Annotated in this window: 15 protein-coding genes; 12 read left to right on the top strand and 3 right to left on the bottom strand. The window is 58.3% G+C overall.

The genetic code is table 11. From position 1 onward, the window contains the following. Window positions 1–327: 327 nt before the first annotated feature. Both AC0V6K_RS14735 and AC0V6K_RS14730 read left to right on the top strand, forming a co-directional pair. Entirely contained in the window at window positions 328–1,062 is a 735-nt protein-coding gene (locus tag AC0V6K_RS14735) for an SDR family NAD(P)-dependent oxidoreductase (RefSeq protein ID WP_472623543.1), read from the top strand. Between the two features lie 79 nt (window positions 1,063–1,141). After that, window positions 1,142–1,777 carry a class I SAM-dependent methyltransferase gene (locus tag AC0V6K_RS14730; RefSeq protein ID WP_472623541.1) on the top strand — a complete coding sequence of 212 codons (636 nt, stop codon included), beginning with the start codon at window positions 1,142–1,144 and terminating at the stop codon, window positions 1,775–1,777. 62 nt (window positions 1,778–1,839) lie between these two features. Here AC0V6K_RS14730 and AC0V6K_RS14725 read toward each other — a convergent pair whose 3' ends face one another. Further along, window positions 1,840–4,485 (bottom strand): Rne/Rng family ribonuclease, encoded by a 2,646-nt coding sequence (locus tag AC0V6K_RS14725; RefSeq protein ID WP_472623539.1) that lies wholly within the window; start codon window positions 4,483–4,485, stop codon window positions 1,840–1,842. 422 nt (window positions 4,486–4,907) lie between these two features. Here AC0V6K_RS14725 and AC0V6K_RS14720 point away from each other — a divergent pair, with 422 nt between their 5' ends. From AC0V6K_RS14720 to AC0V6K_RS14680, 9 genes are all read left to right on the top strand, one after another. After that, a complete protein-coding gene (locus tag AC0V6K_RS14720) occupies window positions 4,908–5,777 on the top strand; it encodes an N-acetylmuramoyl-L-alanine amidase family protein (protein ID WP_472623537.1) in 870 nt (289 codons plus the stop codon). A 102-nt stretch (window positions 5,778–5,879) separates the two neighbouring features. Further along, window positions 5,880–8,189, top strand: coding sequence for a penicillin-binding protein 1A (locus AC0V6K_RS14715; protein ID WP_472623535.1), 2,310 nt, complete (start codon window positions 5,880–5,882; stop codon window positions 8,187–8,189). Then, complete coding sequence (locus AC0V6K_RS14710) at window positions 8,155–8,382, top strand: hypothetical protein (RefSeq protein ID WP_472623533.1); 228 nt, start codon at window positions 8,155–8,157, stop codon at window positions 8,380–8,382. Before AC0V6K_RS14715 ends, AC0V6K_RS14710 begins: the two co-directional genes overlap by 35 nt. A 44-nt stretch (window positions 8,383–8,426) precedes the next feature. After that, entirely contained in the window at window positions 8,427–8,960 is a 534-nt protein-coding gene (locus AC0V6K_RS14705) for a peroxiredoxin (protein WP_472623531.1), read from the top strand. A 107-nt stretch (window positions 8,961–9,067) separates the two neighbouring features. Beyond that, window positions 9,068–10,195, top strand: a complete 1,128-nt coding sequence (prfB, locus tag AC0V6K_RS14700; protein WP_472623529.1) for a peptide chain release factor 2 — start codon at window positions 9,068–9,070, stop codon at window positions 10,193–10,195. Then, the gene (locus tag AC0V6K_RS14695) at window positions 10,195–10,905 is read left to right on the top strand and encodes a class I SAM-dependent methyltransferase (RefSeq protein WP_472623527.1); all 711 of its coding nucleotides are present in this window, start codon (window positions 10,195–10,197) and stop codon (window positions 10,903–10,905) included. The genes prfB and AC0V6K_RS14695 overlap by 1 nt, the downstream gene beginning before the upstream one ends. Before the next feature lie 127 nt (window positions 10,906–11,032). Further along, window positions 11,033–11,542 carry a bifunctional 3-hydroxydecanoyl-ACP dehydratase/trans-2-decenoyl-ACP isomerase gene (gene fabA / locus AC0V6K_RS14690; protein WP_472623525.1) on the top strand — a complete coding sequence of 170 codons (510 nt, stop codon included), beginning with the start codon at window positions 11,033–11,035 and terminating at the stop codon, window positions 11,540–11,542. 25 nt (window positions 11,543–11,567) lie between these two features. Continuing rightward, on the top strand, window positions 11,568–12,797 hold the full coding sequence (locus AC0V6K_RS14685) for a beta-ketoacyl synthase N-terminal-like domain-containing protein (RefSeq protein WP_472623523.1): 1,230 nt from the start codon (window positions 11,568–11,570) through the stop codon (window positions 12,795–12,797). A 31-nt stretch (window positions 12,798–12,828) separates the two neighbouring features. Continuing rightward, entirely contained in the window at window positions 12,829–13,617 is a 789-nt protein-coding gene (locus tag AC0V6K_RS14680) for an enoyl-ACP reductase FabI (protein ID WP_472623521.1), read from the top strand. 6 nt (window positions 13,618–13,623) lie between these two features. Here AC0V6K_RS14680 and AC0V6K_RS14675 read toward each other — a convergent pair whose 3' ends face one another. Together AC0V6K_RS14675 and AC0V6K_RS14670 are read right to left on the bottom strand one after the other, a co-directional pair. Next, window positions 13,624–14,049 carry a hypothetical protein gene (locus AC0V6K_RS14675; RefSeq protein WP_472623519.1) on the bottom strand — a complete coding sequence of 142 codons (426 nt, stop codon included), beginning with the start codon at window positions 14,047–14,049 and terminating at the stop codon, window positions 13,624–13,626. A 24-nt stretch (window positions 14,050–14,073) separates the two neighbouring features. After that, window positions 14,074–15,072 (bottom strand): 2-hydroxyacid dehydrogenase, encoded by a 999-nt coding sequence (locus AC0V6K_RS14670; RefSeq protein WP_472623517.1) that lies wholly within the window; start codon window positions 15,070–15,072, stop codon window positions 14,074–14,076. Between the two features lie 91 nt (window positions 15,073–15,163). Here AC0V6K_RS14670 and AC0V6K_RS14665 point away from each other — a divergent pair, with 91 nt between their 5' ends. Next, window positions 15,164–15,661, top strand: coding sequence for an SH3 domain-containing protein (locus AC0V6K_RS14665; protein WP_472623515.1), 498 nt, complete (start codon window positions 15,164–15,166; stop codon window positions 15,659–15,661).

Raw genomic sequence — 15,661 nt, 5'->3', positions numbered from 1 at the left:
GTCGCTGCTGATCTTGGAGTTTTTCGGAAGCGTAAACGTCGCCATCTTCAAGTGATCCCGTATTGATTTGCCTTCTCTCTAGCGCCTTGGACACATGAGGCAAGCGGGGGAGTGTTGAGTAGTTGGGCACCAAGATTGAATGGGAGGCAAGTCAGGTTGCGTAGGCAGCCCCATGGGTCCGCAAACAGGGTGACACATTTGCCTAAATGCCACCCATAAAGCCACACATAAAATATCGAAAATACAATAACGTAAGTGTCTCGCCTTGGGGTGGCACTTATCCAGCACCGCGAGGAACTTTGTGCGCAATTGAACGCTGTAACCCTCATGGAGACAGTAGGAAAAATCCCCAAGCGCGCTGCGGTTTTTGGCAGCAGTGGTGGCATCGGATTGGCCTTGTGCGAAGCTCTGGCTGAGCGTGGCTGTGAGCGCATCTATTCCGGTTCGCGAGCCGGAACGGCCCCGTCCAGCGCGCCGTTCGAGCCGTTCGCCTTCGATCTGACGGATGAGGCTTTGATCAAGGCGGCAGCGGATCAAATGCGCGCTGATCCGCCTGAATGGGTGATCGTCGCGAGCGGGGTGCTGACGCTTTCGGATGGAACGGGGCCTGAGCGCACGTACAAGCGCTTGGATCCGGCTGCGATGGCGAAAGTGCTCGCCCTCAACACGATTGGCCCCGCCTTGATAGCGAAACACATGTTGCCGCTCATGCCGCGGAACGATCCATTCGTGTTTGCTGCGCTCAGTGCCCGTGTTGGATCGATCGGCGACAATGGGCTGGGTGGATGGCATTCCTACCGCGCGTCCAAAGCCGCGCTCAACATGCTGCTAAAGAACTTTGCCATTGAGCTGAGCCGCACACACAAACAGGGCGTGGTGGTCGGATTGCATCCCGGAACGGTGGACAGCGCCTTGTCGCAGCCCTTCCAATCAAACTTGCCGGACGGTCAGCTAACTAAGCCACACGATGCTGCGCGACACCTGATAGACGTTCTGTCGGGGCTAACGCCTGATGAAACTGGCAAGGTCCTCGATTTCAAAGGTGATGAGGTGCCTGCCTGATGCGCCGATACAAAAAGGATAGTATTTCCGTACGTCTTGGTTAGTCTATTGGGAGCACGCGCTTTTGGGAGAACGGCGCATGGGATTGAAATCATGGTACGAAGCCAAAATCATGCCGCGCATGATCACCTGTGCTTGCGGGCAGGGGCAGGTGATGAAGAGGCGTTCCTTTGTGGTTCCGCTGGCGAAAGGCGATGTGTTTGAGCTTGGCGTTGGCGGCGGTCTCAATCAGCAATTCTACGATGTCGATGCAGTGACCAGCTTTGCGGGAATCGACCCACATGATCAGCTTCTCGAAGATGCCGAACGCGCCGCGCGCGAGAAGGGTTGGCCTGCCAAGATCTTGCAAGGGGTGGGGGAGGATATTCCGTTTCCCGCGAGCAGTTTTGACACGGTGGTTTGCACCTTCACCCTATGTTCGGTGCAGGACCCGAAGCAGGTATTGGCCGAGATGAAACGCATCCTTCGGCCCGGTGGACGTGCGCTGTTTCTGGAGCACGGCCGCGCGCCTGATGCGAGTGTCGCCAAATGGCAGGACCGGATTGAGCCGTTTTGGAAACCTCTGGCAGGTGGGTGCCACCTGACGCGTCCGATTGGCTCGGCATTCCGAGGCGCGGGGTTCGAGGTTGAGCCGTTGGGGCAGGGCTATCTTCCCAAAGCACCCAAATTTGCGATGTGGAACGAGTGGGGCATTGCGAAGAAGCCCGGCGTTTGAAACAAAAACCGGAGCGCAGCCGTGCTGCACCCCGGTTTTGATACCTTCAAAGTTTTAGGGGCTTACTCGCCGAAGGTGCGTTGCCACCATCCGCGCTTCTTGCCGCCTTCGTCATTTCCGCCATCGCTGTCGTCATTGGCGGTTCCGCCGTTGTCATCATTCGATGCCTCTGACTTTTCAGCTGCTTTTTCAGCTGCTGGGGCCTCGGCCTCGGCTTCGACGTCAGCTTTCTTCTTACGCGGAGCCCGTTTGCGCTTTGGCTTTTCCGCTTTCGGCTCTTCCTCGGCGGGTTTTTCTTCCTCGGTGGCGGCCTCTTCAGTCACGTCGTCGGCTTTATCCGCCTTTTTAGGGGCTGCCTTCTTGCGCGGAGCACGCTTGCGCGTCTTCTTCTCTGCCGGCTTCTCTTCAGCTGCGGGCTCGTCAGTCGCTTCTGCGTCTGCAGGGGCTTCCTCGGTTACTTCAGCTGCATCACCAGCTTCCGCTTCGCCGTCTTCGGTCTGCTCGGTTGTTGAGTTTTCCTCGCCTTCGTCTTTCTTGCGACGACGCCCACGGCCACCGCGACGGCGGCGCTTCTTGGGCTTTTCTTCACCCTCGTCGTCGCTGCTCTCTGGCTTATCGCCGGTTTCGCTGTCGTCAGATGCGTCTTCGGATGCGCCATCTTCGCCATCCTGACTAATCTCGTCCTGACGCTTCTTATTGCGGCCACGACCCCCACGCCGGCGACGGCGCTTCTTCTTGGGCTTCTCGTCCTCGTCATCGCCGAAATCTTCTTCGGGGATATCGTCATCGTCATCTTCATCGATGATTGGCTCAAACTTGGGTGCCTCGGCAGGGCGGGGACCGGCGCTTGATACGGCCATCTTCGCGCCTTCATCTTCGCCCTCTGGCGAGACTTCAACAGTGACGCCGTAGCGTTGCTCGATCTCGACCAGCTCGCCGCGCTTCTCATTGAGAAGATAGACCGCTGCTTCGGTGCTTGCGCCGAGCTTGATGACGGTGCCTTTACCCTTGGCTGCTTCGTCTTCAATCAGACGCAGTGCCGAGAGGCCCGCTGATGACGCGGTGCGGACAAGGCCGGTGCCATCACAGTGTGGACACTCGCGCGTGGTCGCTTCCAGAACGCCGGTGCGCAAGCGCTGACGGCTCATTTCCATCAGGCCAAAGCCGGAAATACGACCGACCTGAATGCGTGCGCGGTCGTTCTTGAGAGCTTCCTTCATCGCCTTTTCGACTTTGCGGACGTTGGAATTGTATTCCATGTCGATGAAGTCGATGACGACAAGGCCAGCCATATCGCGAAGGCGCAGCTGGCGGGCGATCTCGCGCGCAGCCTCAAGGTTGGTGTGGAGCGCGGTTTGCTCGATCCCGTGCTCTTTCGTCGAACGGCCCGAGTTAATGTCGATCGAAACCAACGCTTCGGTCGGATTGATAATCAGATAGCCGCCCGATTTGAGCTGAACCATCGGATCATACATCGCTCTCAGCTGATCCTCGGCACCATAGCGCTGGAACAGTGGCACGGGATCGGAATATGCTTTCACCCGCCGTGCGTGGCTGGGCATCAGCATCTTCATGAAGGACTTGGCAGCCTTGTAGCCTTCCTCACCCTCGACCACGACTTCCTCGATCTCGCGATTGTAGATGTCGCGGATCGCGCGCTTGATCAGGTCGCTGTCAGAATGGACCAGCGACGGCGCGGTGGATTTCAGCGTGGTCTGGCGGATTTCGTCCCACAATCGCGCGAGATAGTCGAAGTCACGCTTGATCTCGGTCTTGGTGCGCGAAAGGCCCGCCGTGCGAACGATCAGCCCCATGCTCTTAGGTAGCGAAAGATCGGAAACAACCTGCTTCAGCCGCTTGCGATCGCTTGACGAACTGATCTTGCGGCTGATCCCGCCACCATGGCTGCTGTTGGGCATCAACACTGTGTAACGACCAGCCAGACTGAGATAAGTGGTCAGCGCGGCGCCTTTGTTGCCGCGCTCCTCTTTTACGACTTGGACCAGCAGCACCTGACGGCGCTGGATCACGTCCTGGATTTTGTAGCGGCGACGCAGTGCCATACGCTTGGCACGCACTTCGTCGACTTGCTTGGCGCGGCTGCGGCCCTTTTGCTGGCCCTTCTTACCCTGGCGGCGACGACCCCGACCGCGGCGTCCGCGGCGTGGCTTGTCTTCGCTCTCTTCTTCAGATGAGTTGTCTTCTTCCTCATCGTCGTCGTCGTCATCGTCACTGTCGTCCGATGCGCCATCTTCGATGGTCGCGACTTTGTCTTTCTCCGAGGTGTCGATCTCCTCGAGACCGTCTTCGGCCAGGTCTTCGGCCAGCGCCTCTGCGCTTTCATCTTCGGCGTCGTATTCGTCGCCCGGGGTGATGCCCTCGTTTTCTTCCTCTTCACGCAGGCGAGCTTCTTCTTCGGCAGCTTCCGCCTCTTCGGCGAGCAGTTGCTCGCGGTCTTCCTGAGGGATTTGGTAGTAGTCGGGGTGGATTTCGCTGAAGGCGAGGAACCCGTGGCGGTTGCCGCCAAAGTCGACGAAAGCCGCCTGCAAGGACGGTTCGACGCGGGTTACTTTTGCTAAATAGATATTGCCTTTGATCTGCTTGTGCTCAGCAGATTCGAAATCGAACTCCTCAATCCGGTTGCCTTTGAGCACCGCCACCCGGGTCTCTTCCGAGTGGCGCGCATCGATTAGCATGCGCGTTGCCATTAATAATTCTCCAGACGCCCGCTCGTGCGGTGTATCGCTCGTATTTGGGGCGCGTCATATGTTGTGAAAAAGCAGGCCCTTTGGCCGTGCCAATTGGTGGATTCGCGATTCCCGCTAAATTGGCGAGGGGCGCGATATTCGTGTCTGCTGAAGCGAGCGCGCGGGTTCTGTCCGCACTTTGGCTCACAAGCATGCGGGCGCTCGGTGAGCGGGGCGCATGGTCTTGCGAGGAAAACGTACTCGTCACTGCATCAACCTGTTACGTGGACTGGCACCAAAATGAGTGCCGCCGAGGGATAAAGCCTTACAGCAAAGACGTTAAAGCGGCCTTGCTTGGCTTTGATGGAATAGCGCTAGCACCGTGGGTTACAAGCCGCAACTCTATTGCGCTTACCTAAAGCATCATCCTAAGCCGGTCGGCGATGAGCATTCGTACGCTCCTCTTGTTGGTGATTGGTCTGCCCGCCGCCCTGATTGGCGGGGCATTGGCGCTTGGCTTGACCATTCCTGTACCGGTCTTTGGCCGCGATTATGTCCTCAGCTTTTCTTTGAATGGCGAGGGGCGGAAGCTTGAGTTGCCCGAGATTGCGGGTCCCGATGACCCTTCGCGCCCATTGGTGGTGATTGATGCCGGGCATGGCGGCCGTGATCCGGGTTCAAGCGGGCCGGGCATTGTCGAGAAAGACGTGGTTCTCGCCATCGCTTTGGCGCTGCGAGACAAACTGTTGGAGGAAGGCGGCATCCGCGTAGCTTTGACGCGTGATGACGACACGATTGTTGAACTGGCTGACCGCCCCGAGATCGCGAGGCAATTGGGCGCCGACCTTTTCCTGTCGATCCACGCCGATTCTGCAGGAGAGCGCGACGATGTGAATGGTGCGAGCCTCTACACGCTATCTAATGAGGCATCGAGCGAGGCTGCAGCCAAGTTTGCCGAGCGTGAAAACAATGCTGATCGGTTGAATGGCGTTTCGATAGAGGGGCAAAGCGAGGATGTCAGCGCCATTCTTGTCGAGCTTTCGCAACAGCAAACACAAGATGATGCGACCGAGTTTTCGTCTTTGATTGTGCGCGAAGGGCGAGGCCGATTGGAATTTCACCCCAACACCACGCGGTCTGCGGCGCTCGCTGTTCTTCGTGCACCAGACGTGCCGGCCGTGCTCTTTGAAAGCGGCTTCGTCACCAACCGAAGCGACCGTGCGCGCTTGAACAGTGAAGAAGGGCGAGAAACCTACGCAGCCGTTTTGGCGCGTGCGATCCGGGTCTACTTTGCAAGGCGCACTGATCCCTGATGGCGCGGGATTGATTCAAAAGGCACAATTCGGATAAATCTGGCGCGGCAAGCGCAATGCCACTGGCACTGCGTCGATTTCCCATGGTAACCGCAAGACGCAATGACTGAAGCAGAAACCACCACCACGCTGCAATATATTGGGTACCGTATTCGCCGTGATCTAAGCGGCGCTTGGGCCTGGTTTGTTGAAAGCTGGAAGAACAGCTGGCTGTTCAAAATCCTTTCGGCGATTGTGATCGGGGCGGCTCTCTTGTGGACCGCGGCCTATTTCTGGCTGGCCAGTGACCTTCCTGAGGCGGATTCGCTGCTCGTCTACGAGACGCCGCTGCCCACGGTCGTGCGCGGAATCGACGGCGAGATTGTACACTCCTACGCGCGCGATCGCCGGGTGCAGCTGGAGTATGCCGATTTCCCGGAGCAGATGATCGAGGCGATTATCTCGGCAGAGGACAAGACATTCTTCGAGCATGGCGGTGTCGACTACACCGGCACGCTCAACGCGGTTTGGGATTACGCCACCAAGTATGGCTCGGGAGAGCGTGCTGTTGGTGGTTCAACTATTACACAGCAGCTCGCGAAGACGCTGCTTCTTGGCGACGAGTACTCCGTCACGCGTAAGCTGAAAGAGATGATCCTTGCGAGCCGCATCGAAGAGGTGCTGACCAAGGAAGAGATCCTAGAGCTTTACCTCAATGAGATTGCCTTGGGCCGCCGCAGTTTCGGCGTCCAAGCCGCTGCTCAGGCTTACTTTGCCAAGGATGTTGCTGATCTCGAACTCCACGAGATGGCGTTCCTGGCGATTCTGCCCAAGGCGCCAGAGCGCTATGGCCGGTCGGGTGAAGAGCAGGCGGCATTGGCGCGTCGGGACTTCGTCCTTGGGCAGATGTTGGAAAACGGGTTCATCACGGCTGAACAGCGCAGCACTGCCCAATCGCAGCCGCTTGGCCTGAAGCGCCGCAGCGCACGCCAGCAGATGGTGGACGCGGGATACTTTCTGGAAGAAGTCCGCCGCGAGTTGATCGAGCGCTTTGGTGAAACGGCAGAGCAAAGCGAAAACAGCGTTTATGCTGGTGGCTTGTGGGTCCGGACATCGCTGGACCCCGGAATGCAGAAGGCCGCGCGCGATTCGCTGCGCAAAGGTCTTCTGCGGTATCACGGTGGGCGCGGTTGGGCCGGGGCTGTCGCCAATATTAGTCCGGATGACGGCGATATCCGTTCGCAGTTTGCAAGCTCTCCGATCAATGTGAACTACAAGGATTGGACCGTCGCCATGGTGACGGAACGGGGCGGGAGTCAGACTAAGATTCTCCTGCGCGACGGCGAGGACTCAACTCTGAGCGGCGCTCCGGGAAGCCTCAAAGTTGGCGATGTCTTGGCGGTGCGTCCAAACGGCAATAGCTGGCGTGTCGCGATCGTTCCTGATGCGCAGGGCGCCATTGTCGTCCAGCACGCGCAATATGGCCGCATTCTCGCGATGCAGGGTGGTTTTGATGATAAACTGTCCGACTTTAACCGCGCAACGCAGGCGATGCGTCAGCCCGGCTCTACGATCAAACCGTTCGTATATGCGACGGGTCTCGATAACGGGATGACGCCGTCGACAGAGATCGACAACTCATCTTATTGCTATGGCTCAAAATGCATTCGCGGTGGTCGCAACGGTCAGTTCCCACTGCGCTACGGGCTTGAACAATCCCAAAACGTAATGACTGCGCAAATCGGTATTCAGGCCGGGATGGACAACGTCGTCGACACGATCGAGCGGCTGAATATCAGCGAAGATCCCGATCCCTATGTGGCGACCACGCTCGGTTCTGAGGAGACGACGGTTAAGGCAATTGTCGCTGCATACGCCGCCTTGGCGAACCATGGCCGCCTGAACCAGCCAACGGTCATTGATTACGTTCAGGACCGCGACGGCAAAGTGATCTGGCGTGCGGATGAGCGTGCCTGTCGCGCTTGCAATATGGACGAATGGGATGGCAAACCGATGCCACGCGCTGGCCTGAAAGGTGAGCAAGCGATGGATGCGCGGACTGCGTTCCAAACAATGCATATGCTCGAAGGCGTGGTGACTCGTGGCACCGCGACCACCTTGCGCGGCCTAGGCCTGCCATTGTTTGGCAAGACGGGCACGACGACCGGGCCGAAGGATGTCTGGTTCATCGGTGGAACGCAGCGCATGATTGCTGGTGCCTATGTCGGTTTTGATCGCCCGCGCAATATGGGTGGCTACGCGCAAGGCGGCACCATTGCTGCGCCGATTATCAAGGACTTTATCACTGCAACGCGCGATCGCTGGAAAGTGGAGCCTCCTGTAGCGCCGCCCGGTATCCGGATGATTCTGAGTCGATCGTCGCACCGGAAAACGCGTTATGAGAGGGTGGCCCAGCGGGGATTCGCGCTCTGACATTATCTGGGAAGCCTTTAAGCCTGACACCGAACCAGATCGCTGGTCTCGCCGTGACGAGATTAAGGCTAAGCGAGACGAGATTCTGGCACTTCTAAGAAAGACCCGTGAAAGCGGGGCGAAGCGCGCAGCCCAAGCTGAGGCAGAGACGCCGCAGGACGACTTTGTTGAGGATCAGGGCGGCATTTACTAGCTGTTCGGCAAGGAACCTTGGCGGGTTTGACGGGTAGGTTTGGCATGATCAAACATTTCCGAAACCTGTTCGCTGCACTTCTTGTAACCTTGGCTCTCGCTTCACCTGCTCACGCAGAGTTGTCCAAAGGTGCAAAGGCTCCTGTCTTCACAACCAAGGCCGCGTTGGCTGGCAAAGAACTCGGTTTCTCTCTCAGCATGGCGCTGAAACGCGGGCCAGTGGTGTTGTATTTCTACCCCAAAGCCTTCACCCAAGGGTGCACGCTGGAAGCCAACGCGTTTGCCAATGCGATGCCAAAGTTTCGCGCGGCCGGGGCAAGCGTGATCGGTCTGTCCAACGACTCCATCGAGACGCTAAAAAGGTTTAGCCGTGAAGAATGCCGCGATGCATTCCCCGTCGGCATCGCTTCCAAGAAGATTATGCGTGATTATGATGTGGCTTCGGGTGGTTCGAACTACGCGCGTCGTACATCCTACGTCATCGCGCCCGATGGCCGCATCACTATGGTCTATTCCAACAGTGACTATCGCGACCACGTAAAGCGCACCCTTGCAGCGGTGCGCGCGCTTTCCAAATAGAGCACAGGCCAAATTGAGCATTCGGGCGGGGACGCTTCCCCCGCTACGCTTTACAATCGGTCCCTTCGCGTTAAGCGAAGCCAAACGACCTGTTCGAAGGAATTGCTATGCGGGCCGAGGCCCAAGCCCATATTGACCGGATCGAAGCGGCGCTGGACCTTGTCCGACAGTCGCTTGACTGGGAGCGTGCACTGCGCCGTCTGGACGAGCTGAATGCTCGCGTCCAGGACCCCACCCTTTGGGACAATCCCAAAGAAGCCCAGGCGGTTAGCCGCGAGCAGAAAAACCTCGAAAGCGCCGTTAACACCGTCAACGAGATCGGATCGGAAATGGCCGATGCGGTTGAGTTCATCGAGATGGGCGAGGCCGAGGGAGAAGAGGGCATCGTCAATGATGGTCTCAAGAGCCTTGAACGGCTCGCCGCGCGCGCAGACAAAGATAAGGTTCAAGCGCTGCTTTCGGGTGAAGCGGACGGCAATGACACTTACCTAGAAATTCATGCTGGCGCGGGCGGCACCGAAAGCAATGACTGGGCTGAAATGCTCTTCCGCATGTACACCCGTTGGGCTGAACAACGCGGTTTCAAGGTTGAGACAGTTGAGTATCAGGCGGGCGACAGCGCTGGCATCAAATCGGCAACGATCCTGATCAAAGGCGACAACGCCTATGGCTATGCCAAGACCGAAAGCGGGGTTCACCGCCTTGTCCGCATCAGCCCCTATGACAGCTCCGCGCGCCGCCACACATCGTTCAGCAGTGTGTGGGTCTATCCGGTGATCGACGATGATATCGATATCGAGATCAACCCGGCAGATTTGAAGATCGACACCTATCGTGCTTCGGGTGCGGGTGGTCAGCACGTCAACACCACAGATTCTGCCGTTCGCATCACCCACCAACCGACTGGTATTGTGGTCGCGAGCCAGAACGACCGCAGCCAGCATAAAAACCGTGCCACCGCGATGAACATGCTCAAGGCGCGCTTGTTCGAGCGTGAAATGGCTGAGCGTGAGGCGGTGGCTTCAGGTGAGTATGCCGAGAAGACCGAGATCGGGTGGGGACACCAGATCCGCTCCTACGTCCTACAGCCATATCAGATGGTCAAAGACCTGCGCACTGGCGTTACGTCCAGTTCGCCCGACGCAGTCTTGGATGGCGCCATTGACGAGTATATCTCGGCCGCACTTGCCCAGCGCGTGACGGGCGAAACGGTTGATGTGGAGGATGTCGAGTAATGCGCATTGCGGCGGCGGTTATGGCATTGGGCTTGATTGCGGGATGTACTGCTGAAGTTCAGGAAACCGACCGTCCTGAAAGCGCGGTTGAATTTCCGATGCCGGACCGTCCTGTTGCTGAGGTCGTCTCAAACCAGTTTTCGAACGAGGATGCGCGTGACGAGCGCGGCGAGGCGCAAAAGGTCATGGATCTCGCCAATATCGAAGAGGGTATGACCGTTGCCGATATCGGTGCGGGTGAGGGATACTACACAGTCAGGCTGGCCGAACGGGTTGGTGCCGAAGGCCGCGTAACAGCGCAGGACATTGATGCCGACGCGTTGTCACGGATTGGCGATCGCGTTGCACGCGAACAGCTGACGAATATCTCTATCAAACAGGGCGCGCCGGATGATCCGCAGCTTCCCGATGATAGCTTTGATCGCATCTTCTTGGTCCACATGTACCACGAAGTGACCGAACCATACGCGTTTCTGTGGCGCATGTGGCCGGCTCTGACCGAATCCGGAGAGATCATCGTAGTCGATGTGGACCGCCCGACCAACCGGCACGGCATTCCGCCAGCTTTGCTGTTCTGCGAATTTCAAGCTGTGGGTTATCAGTTGATCGAATTTGTCGAACGCCCGGATCTCAAGGGCTACTTTGCGCGGTTCGGGCGCGGTGATGCCCGTTCCGAACCGGGCGATATCGAGGCGTGCAGCAACGTCTAACGACGGGCGGCACGCCACCAACACTTAATTATCAACGACACGGCTCCGCGCCCTTTTCCTAACCTATAGGGGGTGCTAGGCGCGTGGCCGTCTGTAAGGCACATATGGGTGAGGAGTACCGCCAGGGATGACAGATTTCCCAACCAGCTTTGACCGCGATGATCTGCTGAAATGCGCACGCGGTGAGTTGTTCGGACCGGGCAACGCACAGCTGCCCGAACCACCGATGCTGATGATGGATCGCATTACTGATATCTCGGGCGATGGCGGTGAGCATGGGAAAGGCCATGTCGTGGCTGAATTCGATATCAATCCGGACCTGTGGTTCTTCGATTGCCATTTCCCGGGTAACCCGATCATGCCGGGCTGTCTGGGTCTTGATGGCCTTTGGCAGCTAACTGGCTTCAACCTCGGTTGGCGCGGTTGGAAAGGCCGTGGGTATGCGCTGGGCGTGGGCGAAGTGAAGCTCACCGGCATGGTACGGCCTGATCGAAAGATGCTCAAATACTACGTCGATTTCACCAAGGCGGTGCAGACGCGCCGTTTGACGATGGGCGTTGCCGATGGCCGGGTCGAAGCCGATGGCGAAGTCATCTACCAAGTCAAAGATATGAAGGTCGCGCTTTCAGAAGCGTGATGAAAACAGGGGCATAACAGGGATCATGCGTCGCGTCGTCGTAACAGGGCTGGGGATAGTATCCTCGATTGGCAACAATGCAGAAGAAGTGCTGGCTTCGCTCAAAGCGGGCAAGTCGGGCATCACCTTTAATGAGGATATGGCCGAGCATGGCTTCCGCTCGCAAATCGCGGGCGCGATTGACCTTGATATCAAGGAACACGTCGACAAACGCACGCTGCGTTTCATGGGGCCGGGCGCGGCCTACGCCCATATCGCCATGGGTCAAGCGATTGCCGATGCGGGGCTAGAGGAAAAGGACGTCGTGAACCCGATGACCGGCGTGATTGCCGGGTCTGGCGGACCGTCAACCTCAGCGATGCTGGCTGCGCATCAAACGGTGCTAAAGACCGGAAACACCAAGCGTGTAGGGCCGTTTGCCGTGCCCAAGACCATGTCTTCGACGGTCAGTGCGAACCTTGCGACTGCGTACCAGATCAAGGGTATGAATATGTCGATCACTTCGGCCTGTTCGACGTCTCTGCACTGTATCGGCCTCGCGGCGCAGCAGATCGCGCTGGGCGTTCAGGATGTGATGTTCGGCGGCGGCGGCGAAGAGCTTGATTGGACGCTTTCATGCCTGTTCGATGCGATGGGCGCGATGTCGAGCAAGTATAACGACACGCCTGAGCGAGCGAGCCGCGCTTTTGATGCAGACCGTGATGGCTTCGTGATAGGCGGCGGCGGTGCGATTGTCGTGCTCGAAGCTCTAGAGCATGCGCAAGCACGTGGTGCGAAAATCTATGCCGAAGTCACTGGCTTCTCGGCCACTTCTGACGGTGCTGACATGGTTGCACCATCGGGTGAGGGCGGCGAACGCGCGATGCGCGGGGCGCTGGCGACTATCCCCGACGGCCGCAAGGTCAGCTATATCAATGCTCACGGCACTTCCACGCCGGTGGGCGATGTGGGTGAGATCGAAGCGGTCCGCCGGGTCTTCGGTGAAGGCTCAACGCCTCCGGTAAGCTCGACCAAGTCGATGACGGGCCACAGCCAAGGGGCGACCGGCGCGCAGGAAGCGGTCTATTGCCTGCTCGCGCTGGAAAACGATTTCATCATTCCATCGATCAATGTCGAGACGCTCGATCCGGAACTGAAGCCGGAAGAGATTGCGACAAGTCTGGTCGAGAATGCTGGCTTGGATACGGTGATGACCAACAGCTTCGGGTTCGGTGGGACCAATGGCTCGATGCTGCTTTCGAAGTTTCACAGTTAGGTTGGGACGCCATTAGGCGAGGGTTGTGAATATGGGTGTGCTTTCCGGAAAACGTGGCCTTGTGATGGGCGTGGCCAATGATCGCTCGATTGCTTGGGGGATTGCGAAAGCCTGCGCCGATGCAGGCGCGGACCTGGCCTTTACCTATCAAGGCGATGCCTTCCGCAAGCGTCTTGAGCCGTTGGCTGAAAGCGTCGGCTCGGACATCACGCTCGATGTTGATGTTACCGATGATACGTCGTTGGATGCAGCGTTTGGTGCGCTGCAGGAGCGGTGGGACAGCCTCGATTTTCTCGTCCACGCCATCGCCTATTCGGACAAATCCGAGCTGACCGGGCGCATCCTCGACACGAGCCGCGCGAACTTCAAAAACTCGATGGATATCTCGGCTTACAGCCTGATCGAAGTCGCCCGCCGCGCGCATCCTATGATGAGCGAGAACGGCGGGGCGATCCTGACGCTGAGCTATATGGGCTCGAACCGCGTGACGCCGAACTACAACGTGATGGGCGTGGCTAAAGCCGCTCTCGAGGCGGGTGTGCGTTATCTCGCCAACGACCTTGGCCCAGAGGGTATTCGTGTGAACGCGATCAGCCCGGGTCCGATGAAGACACTCGCCGGTTCAGCCATCGGCGGCGCGCGCAAGACTTTCAAACACACCGAAGCCAACACGCCGCTGCGCGCCAATGCGACGCTGGAGGCAGTAGGTGGGACGGCGGTGTATCTGTGCTCAGATGCAGGCGCTTGCACGACCGGTGAGATCATCCGTGTCGATGGCGGTTTCCACGTGCTCGGCATGCCGCAGCACGAGAACCTTTAGGGCGGGCTAGACGCAATCGCCGAATGTCGGTGGACCATCGCGCTTGAGCATTTTGGTAAGATCTGCATCAAGTTTGGCAGCGTCTACTTTACGAATGTGAGCGTAAATATCGTCATCATCTGCAAGTTCGCAGATACGCTTGTCGGCAGGTGCTGAAACACCTTGATCCTTCTTGAAGCGATCTAGGTCTTCCTGCCCGTCTGGTAGATTCCTGATGAGATAGGCATCAAGGCGTTCGCGGTAATCCAGCAGGCGTTTTTGGTACTCGGGGTCTTCGCCGACGGCGCATGTTTCACCCTGGATTTGCACGGCATAGAGAAAAGTGCCGATGCACAAGACGCCTTCGCCCGGCTTTGTTTCCCGCTCGATAGGGGAGGCGCCCAAGAGGGCGAGAGCGGCGAAGGGTAGGGCGAGGCAAGGCATCTGCGTCATTCCAAGTTCCTCAAACCAAAGCCGTCAGAACCTGATCGGGGGGCGGTGCCCGTTCACCCAAAACTGGATATTGGCGATCACCTTTTCGCCTGAAGCCTCGCGGCCTTCAACTGTGGCGCTGCCAATATGGGGCAGGGTCATAACGTTGGGGTGTTTGAGCAAGCGCTCGTCGACATTTGGCTCGTCGGGATAGACGTCCAATCCCGCTCCAGCCAGGTGCCCATCATACAAAGCAGCGATCAGTGCCTCTTGGTCGATCAACTCACCACGTGCGGTGTTGATGATGCTTGAGCCCGGTTTCATCGTCGCAATTCGGCGTGCATCGATCATGCCCCGTGTCTCGTCGGTCAGCGGGCAGTGCAGCGTCAGAATGTCAGCCTGAGCTATCAGGTCGTCAGCCTCTGGTACAAACCGCGCACCAAACATGCTCTCGACCGAGGCGGGCAGTTGCTTGCGGTTGTAATAGGCAATTTCCAATCCGAACGCCCGAGCGCGGTGGGCCACGGCCTGACCAATGCGGCCCATGCCGACGATCCCGAGCACCTTTCCGCCGATCTTGCGACCAAGCAGGCCCGAAGGCGCCCATCCGGTCCATTCCCCGCGCCGTACTAACCCGGTTCCTTCGCGGATACGGCGGGGCACGCCGATAATGCCGGCCATGGCGATATCGGCGGTGTCGTCCGTAAAAACGCCCGGTGTGTTTGTAACCATGATCTTGCGCTTAGCCGCTGCCGCGAGGTCGATATGCTCGGTACCCGCGCCGAAATTGGCGATCAGACGCAAGTCGTCTCCTGCCGCTGCAATCATATCGGCATCGATGCGGTCTGTGACCGTAGGTACAAGCACATCGCAATTCTGCATCGCTGCGATCAACGCTTCGCGATCCATCGGCGTGTCCGCCGTGTTAAGCGCGCAATCGAACAGCTCGCTCATCCGTTCTTCCACGCTTGGCATAAGGTGGCGGGTGACCGCGATACGGGGCTTGCCCGAGGCGAATTGAGGAACGTTAGCGCTGTCAGCCATGGCCGTTCGCTACGGGGTTGGGGGCAGGGCGGTCAAGGGCGGTTGTTTCATCGCTTGCAGGGAATCGCAGAGCCTGTTTATTTCCAAAGACATGAGCGCATTACGTCTTCCATCGATCCTTGGTGTGATTGCCCTGCTGATTGCTGCGGTGTTTGTTCAACCCGTGGCTGAACCGGTGCGCGCGCAGGATCGTGAGACGCCGTATTGGGCCTCGCTTAAATTCGATAAGGTCAACATGCGCGTTGGCCCCAGTCGCGAATACCCGATCGACTGGGTGTACCAACGCAAGGGCCTTCCCGTGAAAGTCGTGCGACTGCGCGAAGAATGGCGACTGGTTCAGGACCATGAGGGCACGCAAGGTTGGGTTTCACGCAGCCAGCTGACCGAAGCCCGCGGGGCGATGGTGACTGGCAAGGGCGAGGTTGAGTTGCGCGAAGATGCGTCAGCTGGGTCCACACTTCGGTGGCGCGCACAGCCGGGAGTGGTCGGCAAATTGCTACGTTGCCGCAACGATTGGTGTGAAATCGATATCGATGGCAAGAGCGGTTGGGTACTCGCCGCACGCCTCTGGGGCGCGGGCGAGCCCTGA

This window comes from Erythrobacter sp. S43, assembly GCF_057364955.1.
Note: the sequence above shows the minus strand (reverse complement) of the source record. Positions and strands in the feature narration are given on the sequence as shown.